Here is a 13227-nt window from a genome sequence, read left to right as displayed (position 1 = left end):
GCGCGGACCCCTCCGGGGTCCACTCGGCGCGATCAGGAAGGAAGCGGCACGACCATCCGGATGCGGGTGCCGTCGGGGAGCACGGCCCAGCGGCCGTCGGGCTCGTCGGCGAACGACGGGCAGATCGGGTGCAGCGGCTCCGGTGGCGATCCGGCCAGGGCCGCGGCCACGTCGGCGAACGGCTCGAGCTGTCCGAGGGTGTGGATCGTCGGCGGCAGCATCGGCCGGGTGCCGGCGGTCATCTCGGCCAGCGCGGCGGACGGCGTCAGCCAGCTCACCTCGTCGGCCTCGCCGGTGACGTGCCGGGCCTCCTGGCCGACCGGCAGCGCGGCGGCGAAGAACTTGGTGTCGTAGCGCCGCGGCTCGGCCGGCGGGGTGATCCAGTGCGCGAAGGGCCGCAGCAGGTCCGACCGCAGCGCCAGCCCGCGGGCGGCGAGCAGCTCGGCGAGCGAGAGCTCGCGGGCCAGCAGGGCCTGACGCTGCGCCTCCCAGTCCTCCCCCGACACCGACGGCACCACCCCGCCCACCCCGTCGCCGCCGTCCGGCGCGCCCGCGAGCAGGACGCCGGCCTCCTCGAACGTCTCGCGGACCGCCGCGCAGACCAGTTCCCGCGCGGTCCGCTCGTCGCAGCCGAACGCGTGCGCCCACTGCTCGGGCGGGGGGCCGGCCCACGCGGTCTCGACGTCGCCGTCGCGCGGGTCGACCCCGCCGCCCGGGTAGGCGGTCATCCCGCCGGCGAACGGCATGCCGCGGGTACGCCGCAGCAGGTAGACCTCCAGCCCGTGGACGCCGTCCCGCAGCAGCAGCACGGTCGCCGCCTGCTTGGGCACAGCGGGTGTCACGGCCGCCCCGCGAGGTCGTGGTCCCGGTGCGGGGGCCGGAGGCTCCCCGCCGGGGCCACGAGGAGTCGCTCGGTGCAGCTGGGGGACGGCACGTGGCCGCGGTTGGAGCCCGGTAGGGCGACCATCAGCGCAGCTCGACGGTGAGCTCGACCTCGACGGGGGCGCCCAGCGGGAGCTCGGCCACGCCGATGGCGCTGCGGGCGTGCCGGCCGGCGTCGCCGAAGATGCGGCCGAGCAGCTCGCTGGCGCCGTTCACCACCCGCGGCTGGCCGGTGAAGCCCTCCGCGCTGGCGACGTAGCCGACCACGCGGACGACACGGGCGACCTCGTCCAGGCCCACGAGCTCGTCGATGGCGGCCAGGGCGTTGAGGGCGCACAGCTTGGCGTCGTGGGCGGCGTCCTCGGCGTCGACCGAGCCGCCCACCTTCCCGGTGCGGCGCAGCCCACCGTCGACGAAGGGCAGCTGTCCCGACGTGTAGACCAGCTGGCCGGTGCGCACCGCCGGGACGTAGGCGGCGACCGGTGCGGCGACCGCGGGCAGCCGGATGCCGAGCTCGGCCAGCCGGGCGTGCCAGCTGGAGGTCTGCGGACTGGTCATGGCGCCGTCAGCCGGCGGGGCGCTTGAGGTAGGCCACGGGCTGGTCGGCCCCGCCCGGGCCGGGCAGCACGGTGACCAGCTCCCACCCGTCGACGCCCCACGAGTCGAGGATCGCCTTGGTGTTGTGGATCAGCAGCGGGATGGTGGCGTACTCCCACTTCACGCGGGCCGGTTCGCTCATGGGCGCGACGCTAGCGCAGCCCCCTGGCCTCGTCCCGGGCCCCGCCCCGAGGGGTGGCGAGGGCGGGGTCTCCCATGGTGGGGGGCAGGGAGGTCCTCCTGCCTTCTACGCTCGTGTCCGTGAGTCCGGTCCTCTCCCCCGTGCGCTGCCACGTCGTCACCGGCAAGGGGGGGACCGGCAAGACCACGGTCGCCGCGGCCCTCGCGCTCGCCCTCGCCGCCGACGGCGGCCACGTGCTGCTGGTGGAGACCGAGGGTCGCCAGGGCATCGCGCAGCTGTTCGACACCCCGCCGCTGCCGTACGAGGAGCGGCGGGTGGCCGTCGCCCGCGGCGGCGGCGAGGTCAAGGCCCTCGCGATCGACGTCGAGGAAGCCCTCCTCGAGTACCTGGAGATGTTCTACAACCTGCGGCGGGCCGGGCGGGCGCTGCGCCGGGTGGGCGCGGTCGACTTCGCCACGACGATCGCCCCGGGCCTGCGCGACGTGCTGCTCACCGGCAAGGTCAAGGAGGCGGTGACCCGGCGCCACGACGGCCGCCCGGTCTACGACGCGGTCGTGGTCGACGCCCCGCCGACGGGGCGCATCACCCGCTTCCTCAACGTCACCGGGGAGATGGCCGGGCTGGCCCGGTCCGGCCCGATCAAGACGCAGAGCGACGGCGTCATGGCCGTGCTCAAGTCGCCGCAGACGGCGGTGCACCTGGTGACCCTGCTCGAGGACATGCCGGTGCAGGAGACCGCCGACGCCCTCGCCGAGCTCGCCTCGGTCGGGCTGCCGGTCGGCTCGGTCATCGTGAACATGGCCGCCGAGCCGGCGCTGCCCGAGCCCGCGCTCGTCCGCGCCGCCGACGGCGGGCTGACCGGCGCGGACCTGGCCCCGGCGCTGGCCGCGGCGGGGCTGCGCGACGTCCCCGGGCTGGCCGACGCGCTCGCCGCAGAGGCCACCGAGCACGCCCGCCGCTGGGCCGCCCAGGACGAGCTGCGCGACGAGGTCGAGGCGCTCGACCGGCCCACCGTCGAGCTGCCGCTGCTGCCCGGCCCCATGGACCTCGGCGCGCTGTTCCAGCTCGCCGGCCGGCTGGAGGAGCACCTGCGGACCGAGGTGGCGGCATGACCCAGACGACCGAGCGCACCCGCCGGCACCCGCGCCCGACCGCCCCACCCGCGCCGGAGCCCCTGCCGCTCGAGCTCGCCGAGCTGGTCACCGATCCGGACACCCGCATCGTGGTCTGCTGCGGCGCGGGCGGGGTGGGCAAGACGACGACGTCGGCGGCCCTGGCACTGGCCGCGGCGGAGGCCGGCCGCACCGTCGTCGTCCTCACGATCGACCCGGCACGCCGGCTGGCCCAGTCCCTCGGTCTGGTGGAGCTGGACAACGAGCCGCGGCGGGTCGACGTCCCCGGGATCCGGGGCGAGCTGCACGCGATGATGCTGGACATGAAGCGCACGTTCGACGACATCGTCGTGGCGCACTCCACGCCCGAACGTGCCCAGCAGATCCTCGAGAACCCCTTCTACCAGGCCCTGTCGTCGTCCTTCGCCGGGACGCAGGAGTACATGGCGATGGAGAAGCTGGGCCAGCTGCGCGCCGGCGACCGGTGGGACCTCATCGTCGTCGACACCCCGCCCTCGCGGTCGGCGCTGGACTTCCTCGACGCCCCCAACCGGATGAGCCGCTTCCTCGACGGCACGATGATCCGGCTGCTCACCGCCCCGAGCCGGACCGGGTTCAAGATCGCCAGCGCCGGCTTCCTGTTCTTCAGCCGGATCATCTCCAAGATCCTCGGCGGGCAGCTGCTGCGGGACATCTCCGCGTTCGTGGCGGCGCTCGACACGATGTTCGGCGGGTTCCGGGAGCGGGCCACCGCCACCTACGAGCTGCTGCGCCGGCCGGGCACCTGGTTCGTCGTCGTCGCCACACCCGAGCCCGACGCGCTGCGGGAGGCCTCCTACTTCGTCGACCGGCTCTCGGCCGAGCAGATGCCGCTGGCCGGGCTGGTGCTCAACCGCACCCACCCGCCCACGACGACGGCGCTGTCGGCGACCCGGGCCGACGGCGCGGCCGAGGAGGTCCTCGAGGCCGGCGCGGACGGTGCCGAGCTCGCCGCCGGGGCGCTGCGGGTGCACGCCGAGCGGATGACGCAGGCGACCCGCGAGCAGCACTTGGCCGACCGGTTCACCAGCGCCCACCCGGAGGTCGCCGTCCGCACCGTGCCGGTCGCCGCCGGCGACGTGCACGACCTCGACGGGCTGCGCGGCATGGCCGACGCGCTGACCGGTCCGGACGGCGACACGCCGACGGGTGTGCCGCGGCGGCGCATCCTCCCCGCGCGCCGTCGCTGAGCGCGGACGTCCGACCGCCGGGCGCCACGTACATTGGCGCCCGATGTCTCCCGACGCCCCCGACCGCGCCCGGGTCCTCGCGAAGCTGGCCGCGACGATCGTCCTCGCCGGCGCCCTGGTCGCCGGCATGCTGCTGCCCTTCGTGGGCGGCACCGGCCTGGCCGCGCGGAACTCGGCCTCGCTGCTCGACGCCCTGCCGGTCGAGCTGACCGACGAGATGCCGGCGGGCAACACCCGCGTGCTGGCGGCCGACGGCTCGCTGATCACGATGTTCTACCGGAACAACCGGACGCCGGTCCCCTCCGACCGGATCAGCGCCGTCATGAAGCAGGCGCTGGTCGCCATCGAGGACGCCCGGTTCGAGCAGCACAACGGCCTGGACGTGCAGGGCACACTGCGCGCGCTGGCGACCAACGTGGCGGCGGGCTCGGTGCAGGAGGGCGGCTCGACGCTGACCCAGCAGCTGGTCAAGCAGACCCTCGCGCAGACCGCCGACACCGCCGAGGAGCGGCAGGCGGCCACCGAGGAGAGCCTGGGCCGCAAGCTGCGGGAGGCGCGGATGGCCCTCGCCCTGGAGGAGGAGTACTCCAAGGACGAGATCCTCACCCGCTACCTGAACCTCGTGTACTTCGGGCAGGGCGCCTACGGCGTGCAGGCCGCGGCGCAGCGCTACTTCAGCGTGGACGCCGCCGACCTCACCCTGCCGCAGGCGGCCATGCTGGCCGGCCTGGTGCAGAGCCCGTCCAACGACGACCCGATCACCAACCCCGAGAACGGGCGGAACCGGCGCAACCAGGTGCTGCAGGCGATGGTCAGCGCGGGCCACATCGACCAGGCCCAGTTCGACGAGGTCGCGGCGACGCCGGTCGAGGTGGCCCCCGGCGGCACCCCGCCCAACGGCTGCATCGACGCCGCGATCGGCGGCTTCTTCTGCGCCTACCTGGCCGACCACCTCACCGGCACGCTCGGGATCAGCCAGGAGCTGCTCGACGACGGCGGCCTGACCATCCAGACGACGCTGCGCCCGGACCTGCAGCGCTCCGGCGACCAGGCGGTCCTCGGCGCGCTGGCCATGGGCGACTCGCTGGCGGGCACCTTCACCGCCGTCGAGCCGGGCACCGGCCACGTGCTGGCGATGAGCGCCAACCGCCGCTTCGGCTGCGACGGCCCCGAGTGCGAGTCGGTCAACCTCAACGTCGTCCCCGGGCAGGGCTCCGGCTCCACCTACAAGGTCTTCACCGCGGCCGCCGCGCTCGAGCGGGGCTTCCCGGTGTCGCACGTCATCACCGCGAGCGAGCCCTACGTCTCCCGCGTGTACCGGGACGGCGCCGGGCGCTACGACGTCGAGAACGTCGGCGACAACTACCCGCGGACGCTGTCGATGGCCGAGGCGCTGGTCCGCTCGTCCAACACCTACTTCCTCGCGCTGGAGGACCAGCTGGGCAGCGTCGAGGGCCCGGTGCGCATGGCCGAGCGGATGGGCCTGTTCCACTTCAACGACCCGGGGCTGGCGCAGCAGATCATCGACGAGAACCGGGGCTCGTTCACGTTCGGGCCGGAGTCGACCAGCCCCCTGGGCCTGGCCAGCGCGTACTCCACGCTCGCCGCCGACGGCACCCAGTGCGACCCGACGCCGGTGACCGCCGTGCTGGACCGCAACGGCGAGCCGCTCACCGGCGACGACGGCCGGCCGGTCGTGGACGGCGACGGGTGCACGCCGGGCGCCGTCCCGACCGAGGTGGCCACGACGCTCAACCAGGTGCTGGTCGGGGACACCGAGTCCCCCTTCGGCACCGGGCGCAACGCCGCCGTCCCCGGGCACCGCATCGCCGGCAAGACCGGCACCAGCCAGGACAACCTCTCGGTCGCCTTCGTGGGGTACACGCCGCAGTACACGGCCAGCGTCATGGTCTACAACCCCAAGGCGCGCGAGCAGGTCCGCGGCTTCGGCGGCGGCATGCCGGCGACGATCTGGCGCAACGCGATGACCCCCGTCCTGGCCGGTCAGCCGGCCGTGCCGTTCACCGCACCGGCGCCGGCACCGGCACCGGCACCGGTGGTCCCGCCGGCTCCCCCGGCCCCGGAGGCTGCTCCCGCACCCGCGGACCCGGCCGCCGTCGCGCCCGCTCCCGCCGACCCGGCCGCAGTGCCGCCGGCGCCGGTCGACCCGTTGGCCCCCGTCCCGGGCGGTCCGACGCCCCCGCCGGCTCCCGCGCCGGCCGGCTGAGCCGCTCCGGCGGCGCCCTGCCGGAGGAGCTCGGCCCGGACGCGCTCGGCGGTCTCCAGGCAGACGGCGAACCGGCGCAGCAGGTCGAGGAACTCCCGGCGGGACTCGAACGCCGGCCGGGCCGGCACCGACCGCCTGCCGGGTGCGCCGGGGACCCGGGACGGACTGCTGTCGCCGACGGCGCCGCGCACGGTCACGGTCGCCACCTCCTCGCGAGCGGGAACGGCCTGTCGCAGGAGAGGACGCGCCCGGCGCCCGGGGATGACGCGGCCCCGCCGGTCAGGAGCCGGGCCCTCGCCGCGCCATGTCGTAGCTGGCCAGCACCTCGACGAGGAAGTCCGCCGCCGACCGGGCGATGAGGGGCACCTCGTTCCCCGGACTGTCCCGGAGCACCTCGGTCAGGACGTCGTGGTGGACCTGGACGACGTCGAGCAGGCTCCGGCCGCCGGCCAGGGCACCGCGCCCGAGCCGGTAGCCCGTGTCGAGCGCGGACTCCTCGTGCCGCGACAGGTACCGCAGGAAGGCGGCCCGGTAGTCGCGCAGCAGGGCCTCGCGCGCCGTCATGTCCGCGGGGCCGGCGGCGCCCCGACGTACCGGTCCAGCTCGGCCAGGCCCTCCTCCAGGTCGAGTGCGGTCACCACCCGGCCGGTGTCCATGCCGAGCTCCACCATGGCGAACGCGACGTCCGGCTGGATCCCGACGATCACGGTCACCGCCCCGCGCAGCCGGGCCATCTCGGCGATGTCGCGCAGCGTCCGGGACGCGAAGGAGTCCAGGACGTCGAGCGCGGCCACGTCGATCACGACGCCCCGCGCACGGTCGGCGCCGATCCGTTCCACCAGGTCCTGCTGGAACCGCACCAGCTGCGAGTCGTCCAGGGCGGTGTGGATCGAGGCGATCAGGTACGGGCCCTGCCGCAGGATCGAGAAGAGGCGCGGGCCGCCGTTCACGGCCCACCGCTCCCGTCGTCGCGGGACACCGCGTACCCCAGGAGCCGCTCGGCCTCCTCGAGGCCGCCCTGCAGGTCGCCGATGGTGTTCATCTTCGACAGGTCGACGCCGATGGTGACCAGCGTCTGGGCGATCTCCGGGGACAGCCCGGTGATGATCACGCTGGCACCCATCAGCCGCGAGGCGTCGACCGTCCGCACCAGGTGGTTGGCGACGGACTCGTCGACGTCCGGGACGCCGGTGATGTCGACGACGACCACCTTGGCCCGGTGCGTGCGGATGCCACCGAGCAGCTGCACGGTCAGCTGCTGCGCCCGCTCCCGGTCCAGCACGCCGATGATCGGCAGGATCAGCAGCCGCTCGCGGACCGGCAGGACCGGCGTCGACAGCTCGCGGATGGCGTCCTGCTGCTGCCGGATGACCCGCTCGCGCTCCTCGACGAAGCTGACGGCCACGGTGTTGGCGATGCGGTTGGCCGCCGGCTCGTAGGCGTCGAGCACCCGGTTGAGCAACGCGAAGTCGCGCTGGTACTTCTCGAACAGCGACCGGGCCAGGACGTCGCGCAGCAGGAGCACGATGCCGACGACCTCGTGGGTCTCCACCCCTCGCGGGATGATCCGCTCGGACAGGTCGCGGGCGTAGTGCTGCAGAGCCTCCACGCTGCCGGTCTCCAGGACCTCGACGTAGTTGTCGTAGACCAGCGTGGTCTCGGCGGACGTCTCCTGGGCGGTCATGGCCTGCAGCAGGTGCGCCTCCTGGATGCGGCCGACCCACTCCTGGCGGAGCCGGGTGCGGTGCTCGCGCAGGTGCGCCACCAGCTGCGGGAGGAGGGCCTCCTCGTCACGGCCGCGGGTCGCGTCCGTCGGAGCCACGGTCACGCTCGGGTCGTCGAACCTGGTCATGTCTCTGCCCGCCACTTCGTCATCGTCACCGTCGTGCCGCGGCCGATCTCGGAGACCACCGCGAACTCGTCCATCAGCCGCCGGGCGCCCGGCAGTCCCAGCCCGAGCCCCTGGTAGGTGCTGTAGCCGTCCTGCAGCGCCTGGTCGACGTCGGGGATCCCGGGGCCGGCGTCGCGGGCGACGATGGAGATCCCCCGCCGCGGCTCCTGCAGCTCCGTCACCACGACCTCGCCGGAGTCCGCGAAGCGCACGATGTTGCGCACCATCTCCGACACCGCCGTCGCGATCAACGTGACGTCGGTGGTGGAGAAGCCCAGCCGGGTGGCCACCTCCCGGGCGACCTGCCGGGCAGCGACGACGTCGGCGTCGGCGCGCACGGCGACACGCACGGCGTCGTCCCGGGACCGCCCCCGTTCCACCAGCGGCTCGGACAGCCGCGCGCACAGGTCGCACTCGAGCAGGTGGCGAGCGGCGTCGACCTCGCGCTGGCGGCGGCGATCGCCGCTGGAGATGGCCAGCAGCACCGGACGGCAGCGTTCCGTCGGCGCTCCACCCGCTCGGAGACGAGCAGGTACTCCACCCGCAACCGCGCACGGGTGCGGTTGAGCTGGGCGGCCACCGCACCGGCGGTGGACCCGAGCTCGGCCGCCAGTGACCGGGTGTCCTGGCCGGACACCTCGTGGGCGAGCAGCGTCGTCCGCTCGCGGTCCGACAGCCGGGACAGGGCCTCCGCGACGGCAGCGCGGTCCTCGCGGGCGAGGACGTCCTCGTCGGGCGCCTCGGGGGGCCGCAGGTCGACGACGCGGTGCTGGTGCCGTCGCTGCCGGTCCCGGTCCCGCCACATCGAGATGACGACGTTGCGCGCCGTCACGATCGCGTAGGGCTCCAGCATGCCGGGTTCCACCCGGCCGGCGGCGGCGAGAACCCGGGCCAGGGTCTCCTGGACCAGGTCGTCCGCGGTGGCCGGATCGGGGACGCGGGACGCGACGATCCGGCGGACCAGCGGGATGAGCGCCGCGACGTCCGCAGACCCGCGGTCGCCGCCCGGACTCCCCACCGGCTCGACCGCCGCCACCCGCGAGACGCTACGCCCGGGAGCCCCCCTCGGCGCGTCGAACGAACCGCCCGTGGACGCCTTCCCCACCCGCGCATGACGCGGAGCCCCGAGGTCGCCTCGAACGTCCTGACACCGCCTTGAGGCGCAGGAGACCGCGCCTGAGCAGCGGTGACAGCGGACATCCACCGGGGCGCGCGGCCCCGGCAGCCCTCGTCAGCAGATCCGGGGGCGACGTCTCCACCCGTGCAGGGCCGCACTCCTCCGGCGAGAGGCGCCGGGACGGCCCACGAGCAAGGAGGCTCCACATGATCAGCACATGGGCACGGAAGGCCGTCGTCCCGGTCTTCGCCGGCGCGGCCATCGTCACCGCTGCGACGCCTGCTGCGGCGCAGCCGAACGATCAGGACGGCCTGGTCAACGTCTTCGTGGGAGAAGTGAATATCGCAAGGAACGTCGACATCGGGGTCGCGGCGCAGGTCGCGGCCCAGGTCTGCGGCGTCAAGGTCGGGCCCGTCGCCGTCCTCGGCCGGGCCGTGGACCGGAGCGGGGACACGACGACGGTCTGCGAGAGCGATCAGGGTCCCGTGACCATCTCGCAGAACTGAGGACCCCGGCCGGCGGACCCCTACCCCCGGGCCGCCGGCCGGCCCGGCCCCTGCTCGCCGGGAGTCAGCCCAGCTGGCGGCGCACCTCGGCGGCCACCCGACCACCCTCGGCCCGACCGGCGACCTCCTGCTGCACCGCGCCCATGACCCGGCCCATGTCCTTCATGCCGCTGGCGCCGGTGCGGGTGATGACGTCGGCGACCAGGGCGGCGAGGTCGGCGTCATCCAGCTGCGCCGGCAGGTAGGCCGCGACCACGTCGCCCTCGTCCCGCTCCCGGTCGGCCTGCTCGCTGCGGCCGGCCGCAGCGAAGGCCTCGGCGGCCTCGCGGCGCTTCTTGGCCTCGCGGCGTAACACCGCCTGCACCTCGTCGTCGCTCAGCTCGCGGGCCTCCTTGCCGGCGACCTCCTCGGCGCTGACGGCCGCCAGGACCATCCGCAGCGTCGCGGTGCGCAGCTCGTCGCGGGACTTCATCGCGGTGGTCAGGTCGGCGCGCAGCTGTTCCTTGAGGTCGGGCACGTGCCCCAGCCTCGCACGGCGCTTCCCGGCGGCGCGCCCGTAACCTGGTCTGTCGTGCGCGCGACCACAGCCCTCCCGGCCGCCGTCCTCGGGTCGGCGACCGCAGGGATCGCCTACGCCTCCCTCTACGAGCGCACCCGGTGGACGCTGCGCCGCTTCGACGTCCCGGTGCTCCCCCCCGGCTCGCCGCCGCTGCGGGTGCTGCACCTGTCCGACCTGCACATGACCGCCGGCCAGCGGTCCAAGCAGGAGTGGGTGGCCTCGCTGGCGCAGCTCGAACCGGACCTGGTCGTCGACACCGGCGACAACCTGGCGGGGATGGACGCCGTCCCGGGGACGCTGCGGGCGCTCGAGCCCCTGCTGGACCTCCCCGGCGTCTTCGTGCTGGCCAGCAACGACTACTACGCGCCCCGGCCGAAGAACCCGCTCAAGTACTTCAGGCCGGGCCACAAGCGGGTGCACGGCGACGAGCTCCCGTGGCGGGACCTGCGGGACGGACTGACCCGCCGCGGCTGGCTGGACCTCACCAACGCCCGCGGCGAGCTGGTCGTCGGCGGACGGCGGATCGCCTTCGCCGGCGTCGACGACTCGCACCTCGACCGCGACCGCTACGACCTCGTCGCCGGCCCCGCCGACCCGGCCGCGGACCTGCGCATCGGGCTGGCCCACTCCCCCGAGCCGCGGGTCCTCGACCGCTTCGCCGCCGACGGCCACGACCTGCTGCTGTGCGGGCACACCCACGGCGGGCAGCTGCGGGTGCCCTTCTACGGCGCGCTGGTGACCAACTGCGGCATCGACCGCGACCGGGTCCGCTGGCTGCACCGCTGGGCGGAGCCGTCGGCGGAGCACCCCCGCGGCACCTGGCTGCACGTCTCCGCCGGCCTGGGCACCAGCCCCTACGCGCCGTACCGCTTCGCCTGCCCGCCCGAGGCGACGCTGCTCACCCTGACCGCCCGTCAGGGCTGATCCGGGCGTCGGCTAGACTCGTCGGCGTACCTCGGGGTGTGGCGCAGCTTGGTAGCGCGCGTCGTTCGGGACGACGAGGTCGCAGGTTCAAATCCTGTCACCCCGACACCGTGCTCAGGGGCCGCCGGAAGGCGGCCCCTGAGTCGTTCCCGGGGTCCCCGCCCGGTCGGCTGCGGCCGCCGGGGAGGATGGGCCGGTGAGCGCCGAGCCGACCGCCCCCGCCCCCTCCCCCGAGGTCACCGCCCGCTGGCAGGCCCGCTTCCGTGCGCCCCGGGTGAGCCTGCCCCACTGGGCGCTGGAGGCACCGCACCGCAACCTGTACGCCTCCGACGTCAGCGGCGTCGTGGAGCAGTACGCGTGGGACCGCACCACCGACGCCCACCGGCAGGCGACCGACCGGGCCAACGGCACGCTGATCGGCACGCTCAGCCCGGACGGCGAGACGATCTGGTGGTTCGCCGACACCGACGGCGACGAGTTCGGCGTCTGGATGACCCAGCCCTTCGCCGGCGGGGAGGACCGCGTCGCCGTCCCCGAGGTCGGCCCGGCCTACCCCGCGGGCCTGGAGGTCGGCACCTCCGTGGTGGCCGTCGGCCGCTCCACCGACGACGGCTCGGAACTGTGGCTGGCCCCGGCCGGCGGCCCGCCGCGGGTGGTCTACCGGCACGAGGACCCGGCGTCGGTCGACGCGCTCACCCACGACGAGGACCTGCTGGTCATCTCGCACTCCGAGCACGGCGACCCGCGCTACCCGGCGCTGCGGGTGCTGCGCACGGCCGACACCACGCTCGAGGCGCCGGCCGTGGTGGCCGAGAAGTGGGACGGCGAGGGCCGCGGCCTGCACGCGCTGGAGTTCGCCCCGCTGCCCGGCGACCGGCGGCTGCTGGTCGGGCACGAGCGGCGCGGCCGCGAGGAGCTGCTGGTCTGGGACGTCGGCACCGACACCGAGACCGAGATCGTGCTCGACCTGCCCGGCGACGTGACCGCCGGCTGGTACCCCGACGGGTCGGCGCTGCTGGTCGGCCACGACCACGCCGCGCGCAGCGAGCTGTACCGCTACGACCTCGGCAGCGGGGCCCTGGAGCGGCTGGACACCCCGCGCGGCGTCGTCCGCGGGGCCACCGCCCGCCCGGACGGCGCGGTGGAGCTGGCCTGGTCGAACTCCGAGCTCCCGCCGGTCATCCGGCGGGCCGACGGCCCGGTCGTGCTCGCCGCTCCTGGGGAGGAGCCGCCCGCGGCCTATCCGGTCGAGGACCGCTGGGTGCCCGGTCCGGGCGGCGACGTGCACGCGCTGGTGGTGCGCCCGGCCGGCCCGGCTCCGTACGCGACGGCGTTCCTGGTGCACGGCGGCCCGGAGGCGGCCGACGACGACTCCTACCGCGCCCGCCGCGCGGCCTACGTGGACGCCGGGTACGCCGTCGTGCACGTCAACTACCGCGGGTCCACCGGCTACGGCAGCGCCTGGCGGGACGCGCTCACCGGCCGGCCGGGCCTCACCGAGCTGGAGGACGTCGCCGCCGTCTACGACGCCCTGGTCGAGGAGGGGTTCCTCGACCCGTCGCGGGCGCTGGTCTCCGGCGGGTCGTGGGGCGGCTTCCTCACCCTGCTCGGCCTGGGCACCCAGCCGGAGCGCTGGGCGGCCGGGATCGCCGAGGTGCCGGTGGCCGACTACCTGGCCGCCTACGAGGACGAGATGGAGGGGCTGCGGGCCTACGACCGCGCGCTCTTCGGCGGCTCACCGGACGAGGTGCACGACGTCTACGTGCGCTCCTCGCCGATCACCTACGCGCAGGACGTGGCCGCGCCGGTGCTGGTCGTGGCCGGAGCCAACGACCCGCGCTGCCCGATCCGGCAGATCGACAACTACCTGGCGCGGCTGGAAGAGCTCGCCAAGCCGCACGAGGTGTACCGCTTCGACGCCGGGCACGGCTCGCTGGTCATCGAGGAGACCATCCGCCAGGTCGAGGTCGCGCTCGACTTCGCGCTGCGCCACGTGGAGCCGTGACACTGTCCGCCTACCGGCGGACACCGCGGCAGTGCC

15 protein-coding genes and 1 tRNA gene are annotated in these 13227 nt (G+C 74.9%); 7 read left to right on the top strand and 9 right to left on the bottom strand.

Annotated elements, in window-relative coordinates:
* Positions 1-32: 32 nt before the first annotated feature.
* From ACI78Z_RS02860 to ACI78Z_RS02850, 3 genes are all read right to left on the bottom strand, one after another.
* On the bottom strand, positions 33-842 hold the full coding sequence (locus tag ACI78Z_RS02860) for an NUDIX hydrolase (protein WP_457035007.1): 810 nt from the start codon (positions 840-842) through the stop codon (positions 33-35).
* 124 nt (positions 843-966) lie between these two features.
* Positions 967-1440: a RidA family protein gene (locus tag ACI78Z_RS02855; RefSeq protein WP_457035006.1), complete on the bottom strand. Its 474-nt coding sequence runs from the start codon at positions 1438-1440 to the stop codon at positions 967-969.
* A 7-nt stretch (positions 1441-1447) separates the two neighbouring features.
* Complete coding sequence (locus ACI78Z_RS02850) at positions 1448-1621, bottom strand: hypothetical protein (protein WP_091154446.1); 174 nt, start codon at positions 1619-1621, stop codon at positions 1448-1450.
* Positions 1622-1740: 119 nt separating this feature from the next.
* Between ACI78Z_RS02850 and ACI78Z_RS02845 the strand changes: the two genes are divergently transcribed.
* Genes ACI78Z_RS02845 through ACI78Z_RS02835 form a run of 3 tightly spaced genes read left to right on the top strand, consistent with a single transcriptional unit; the run spans position 1741 to position 6189 of the window.
* The gene (locus ACI78Z_RS02845; RefSeq protein ID WP_457035005.1) at positions 1741-2733 is read left to right on the top strand and encodes an ArsA-related P-loop ATPase; all 993 of its coding nucleotides are present in this window, start codon (positions 1741-1743) and stop codon (positions 2731-2733) included.
* Entirely contained in the window at positions 2730-3962 is a 1233-nt protein-coding gene (locus tag ACI78Z_RS02840) for an ArsA family ATPase (RefSeq protein ID WP_457035004.1), read from the top strand. The genes ACI78Z_RS02845 and ACI78Z_RS02840 overlap by 4 nt, the downstream gene beginning before the upstream one ends.
* Positions 3963-4005: 43 nt before the next feature.
* The gene (locus ACI78Z_RS02835) at positions 4006-6189 is read left to right on the top strand and encodes a transglycosylase domain-containing protein (RefSeq protein WP_457035003.1); all 2184 of its coding nucleotides are present in this window, start codon (positions 4006-4008) and stop codon (positions 6187-6189) included.
* A 279-nt stretch (positions 6190-6468) separates the two neighbouring features.
* Here ACI78Z_RS02835 and ACI78Z_RS02830 read toward each other — a convergent pair whose 3' ends face one another.
* The 5 genes from ACI78Z_RS02830 to ACI78Z_RS02810 are packed head-to-tail and all read right to left on the bottom strand — an operon-like array spanning position 6469 to position 9116.
* On the bottom strand, positions 6469-6753 hold the full coding sequence (locus tag ACI78Z_RS02830) for a phosphatase RsbU N-terminal domain-containing protein (RefSeq protein WP_457035002.1): 285 nt from the start codon (positions 6751-6753) through the stop codon (positions 6469-6471).
* The gene (locus ACI78Z_RS02825; RefSeq protein WP_457035001.1) at positions 6750-7139 is read right to left on the bottom strand and encodes an STAS domain-containing protein; all 390 of its coding nucleotides are present in this window, start codon (positions 7137-7139) and stop codon (positions 6750-6752) included. Before ACI78Z_RS02825 ends, ACI78Z_RS02830 begins: the two co-directional genes overlap by 4 nt.
* Entirely contained in the window at positions 7136-8041 is a 906-nt protein-coding gene (locus tag ACI78Z_RS02820; protein WP_457035000.1) for an STAS domain-containing protein, read from the bottom strand. Before ACI78Z_RS02820 ends, ACI78Z_RS02825 begins: the two co-directional genes overlap by 4 nt.
* Positions 8038-8370, bottom strand: a complete 333-nt coding sequence (locus ACI78Z_RS02815; RefSeq protein ID WP_457034999.1) for an anti-sigma regulatory factor — start codon at positions 8368-8370, stop codon at positions 8038-8040. Before ACI78Z_RS02815 ends, ACI78Z_RS02820 begins: the two co-directional genes overlap by 4 nt.
* On the bottom strand, positions 8328-9116 hold the full coding sequence (locus ACI78Z_RS02810) for a sigma-70 family RNA polymerase sigma factor (RefSeq protein ID WP_457034998.1): 789 nt from the start codon (positions 9114-9116) through the stop codon (positions 8328-8330). The genes ACI78Z_RS02815 and ACI78Z_RS02810 overlap by 43 nt, the downstream gene beginning before the upstream one ends.
* 287 nt (positions 9117-9403) lie before the next feature.
* On the opposite strand from ACI78Z_RS02810, the gene ACI78Z_RS02805 reads away from it, so the two are divergent.
* Positions 9404-9703: a hypothetical protein gene (locus ACI78Z_RS02805; protein WP_457034997.1), complete on the top strand. Its 300-nt coding sequence runs from the start codon at positions 9404-9406 to the stop codon at positions 9701-9703.
* Between the two features lie 64 nt (positions 9704-9767).
* Here the strand turns inward: ACI78Z_RS02805 and ACI78Z_RS02800 are convergent, their stop codons facing one another.
* Positions 9768-10220: a GatB/YqeY domain-containing protein gene (locus ACI78Z_RS02800; protein ID WP_457034996.1), complete on the bottom strand. Its 453-nt coding sequence runs from the start codon at positions 10218-10220 to the stop codon at positions 9768-9770.
* Between the two features lie 54 nt (positions 10221-10274).
* On the opposite strand from ACI78Z_RS02800, the gene ACI78Z_RS02795 reads away from it, so the two are divergent.
* The 3 genes from ACI78Z_RS02795 (at position 10275) to ACI78Z_RS02785 (ending at position 13191) form a co-directional block, all read left to right on the top strand.
* Positions 10275-11186 carry a metallophosphoesterase gene (locus tag ACI78Z_RS02795; RefSeq protein WP_457034995.1) on the top strand — a complete coding sequence of 304 codons (912 nt, stop codon included), beginning with the start codon at positions 10275-10277 and terminating at the stop codon, positions 11184-11186.
* A gap of 32 nt (positions 11187-11218) precedes the next feature.
* A tRNA-Pro gene (locus tag ACI78Z_RS02790) sits at positions 11219-11292 on the top strand.
* Positions 11293-11382: 90 nt separating this feature from the next.
* Positions 11383-13191, top strand: coding sequence for a prolyl oligopeptidase family serine peptidase (locus ACI78Z_RS02785; protein ID WP_457034994.1), 1809 nt, complete (start codon positions 11383-11385; stop codon positions 13189-13191).
* Positions 13192-13227 lie beyond the last annotated feature (36 nt).

This window comes from Geodermatophilus sp. SYSU D01176, from assembly GCF_054050015.1.
The sequence above is the reverse complement of the archived record's forward strand: the minus strand, read 5'-3'. Positions and strand labels throughout refer to the sequence as shown.

What these genes read in the sequence shown, in the direction of transcription:
- ACI78Z_RS02855 (WP_457035006.1), bottom strand. Translation starts at nt 1,440, where the DNA reads ATGACCAGTCCGCAGACCTCCAGCTGGCACGCCCGGCTGGCCGAGCTC.
- ACI78Z_RS02850 (WP_091154446.1), bottom strand. Translation starts at nt 1,621, where the DNA reads ATGAGCGAACCGGCCCGCGTGAAGTGGGAGTACGCCACCATCCCGCTG.
- ACI78Z_RS02840 (WP_457035004.1), top strand. Translation starts at nt 2,730, where the DNA reads ATGACCCAGACGACCGAGCGCACCCGCCGGCACCCGCGCCCGACCGCC.
- ACI78Z_RS02835 (WP_457035003.1), top strand. Translation starts at nt 4,006, where the DNA reads ATGTCTCCCGACGCCCCCGACCGCGCCCGGGTCCTCGCGAAGCTGGCC.
- ACI78Z_RS02830 (WP_457035002.1), bottom strand. Translation starts at nt 6,753, where the DNA reads ATGACGGCGCGCGAGGCCCTGCTGCGCGACTACCGGGCCGCCTTCCTG.
- ACI78Z_RS02820 (WP_457035000.1), bottom strand. Translation starts at nt 8,041, where the DNA reads ATGACCAGGTTCGACGACCCGAGCGTGACCGTGGCTCCGACGGACGCG.
- ACI78Z_RS02805 (WP_457034997.1), top strand. Translation starts at nt 9,404, where the DNA reads ATGATCAGCACATGGGCACGGAAGGCCGTCGTCCCGGTCTTCGCCGGC.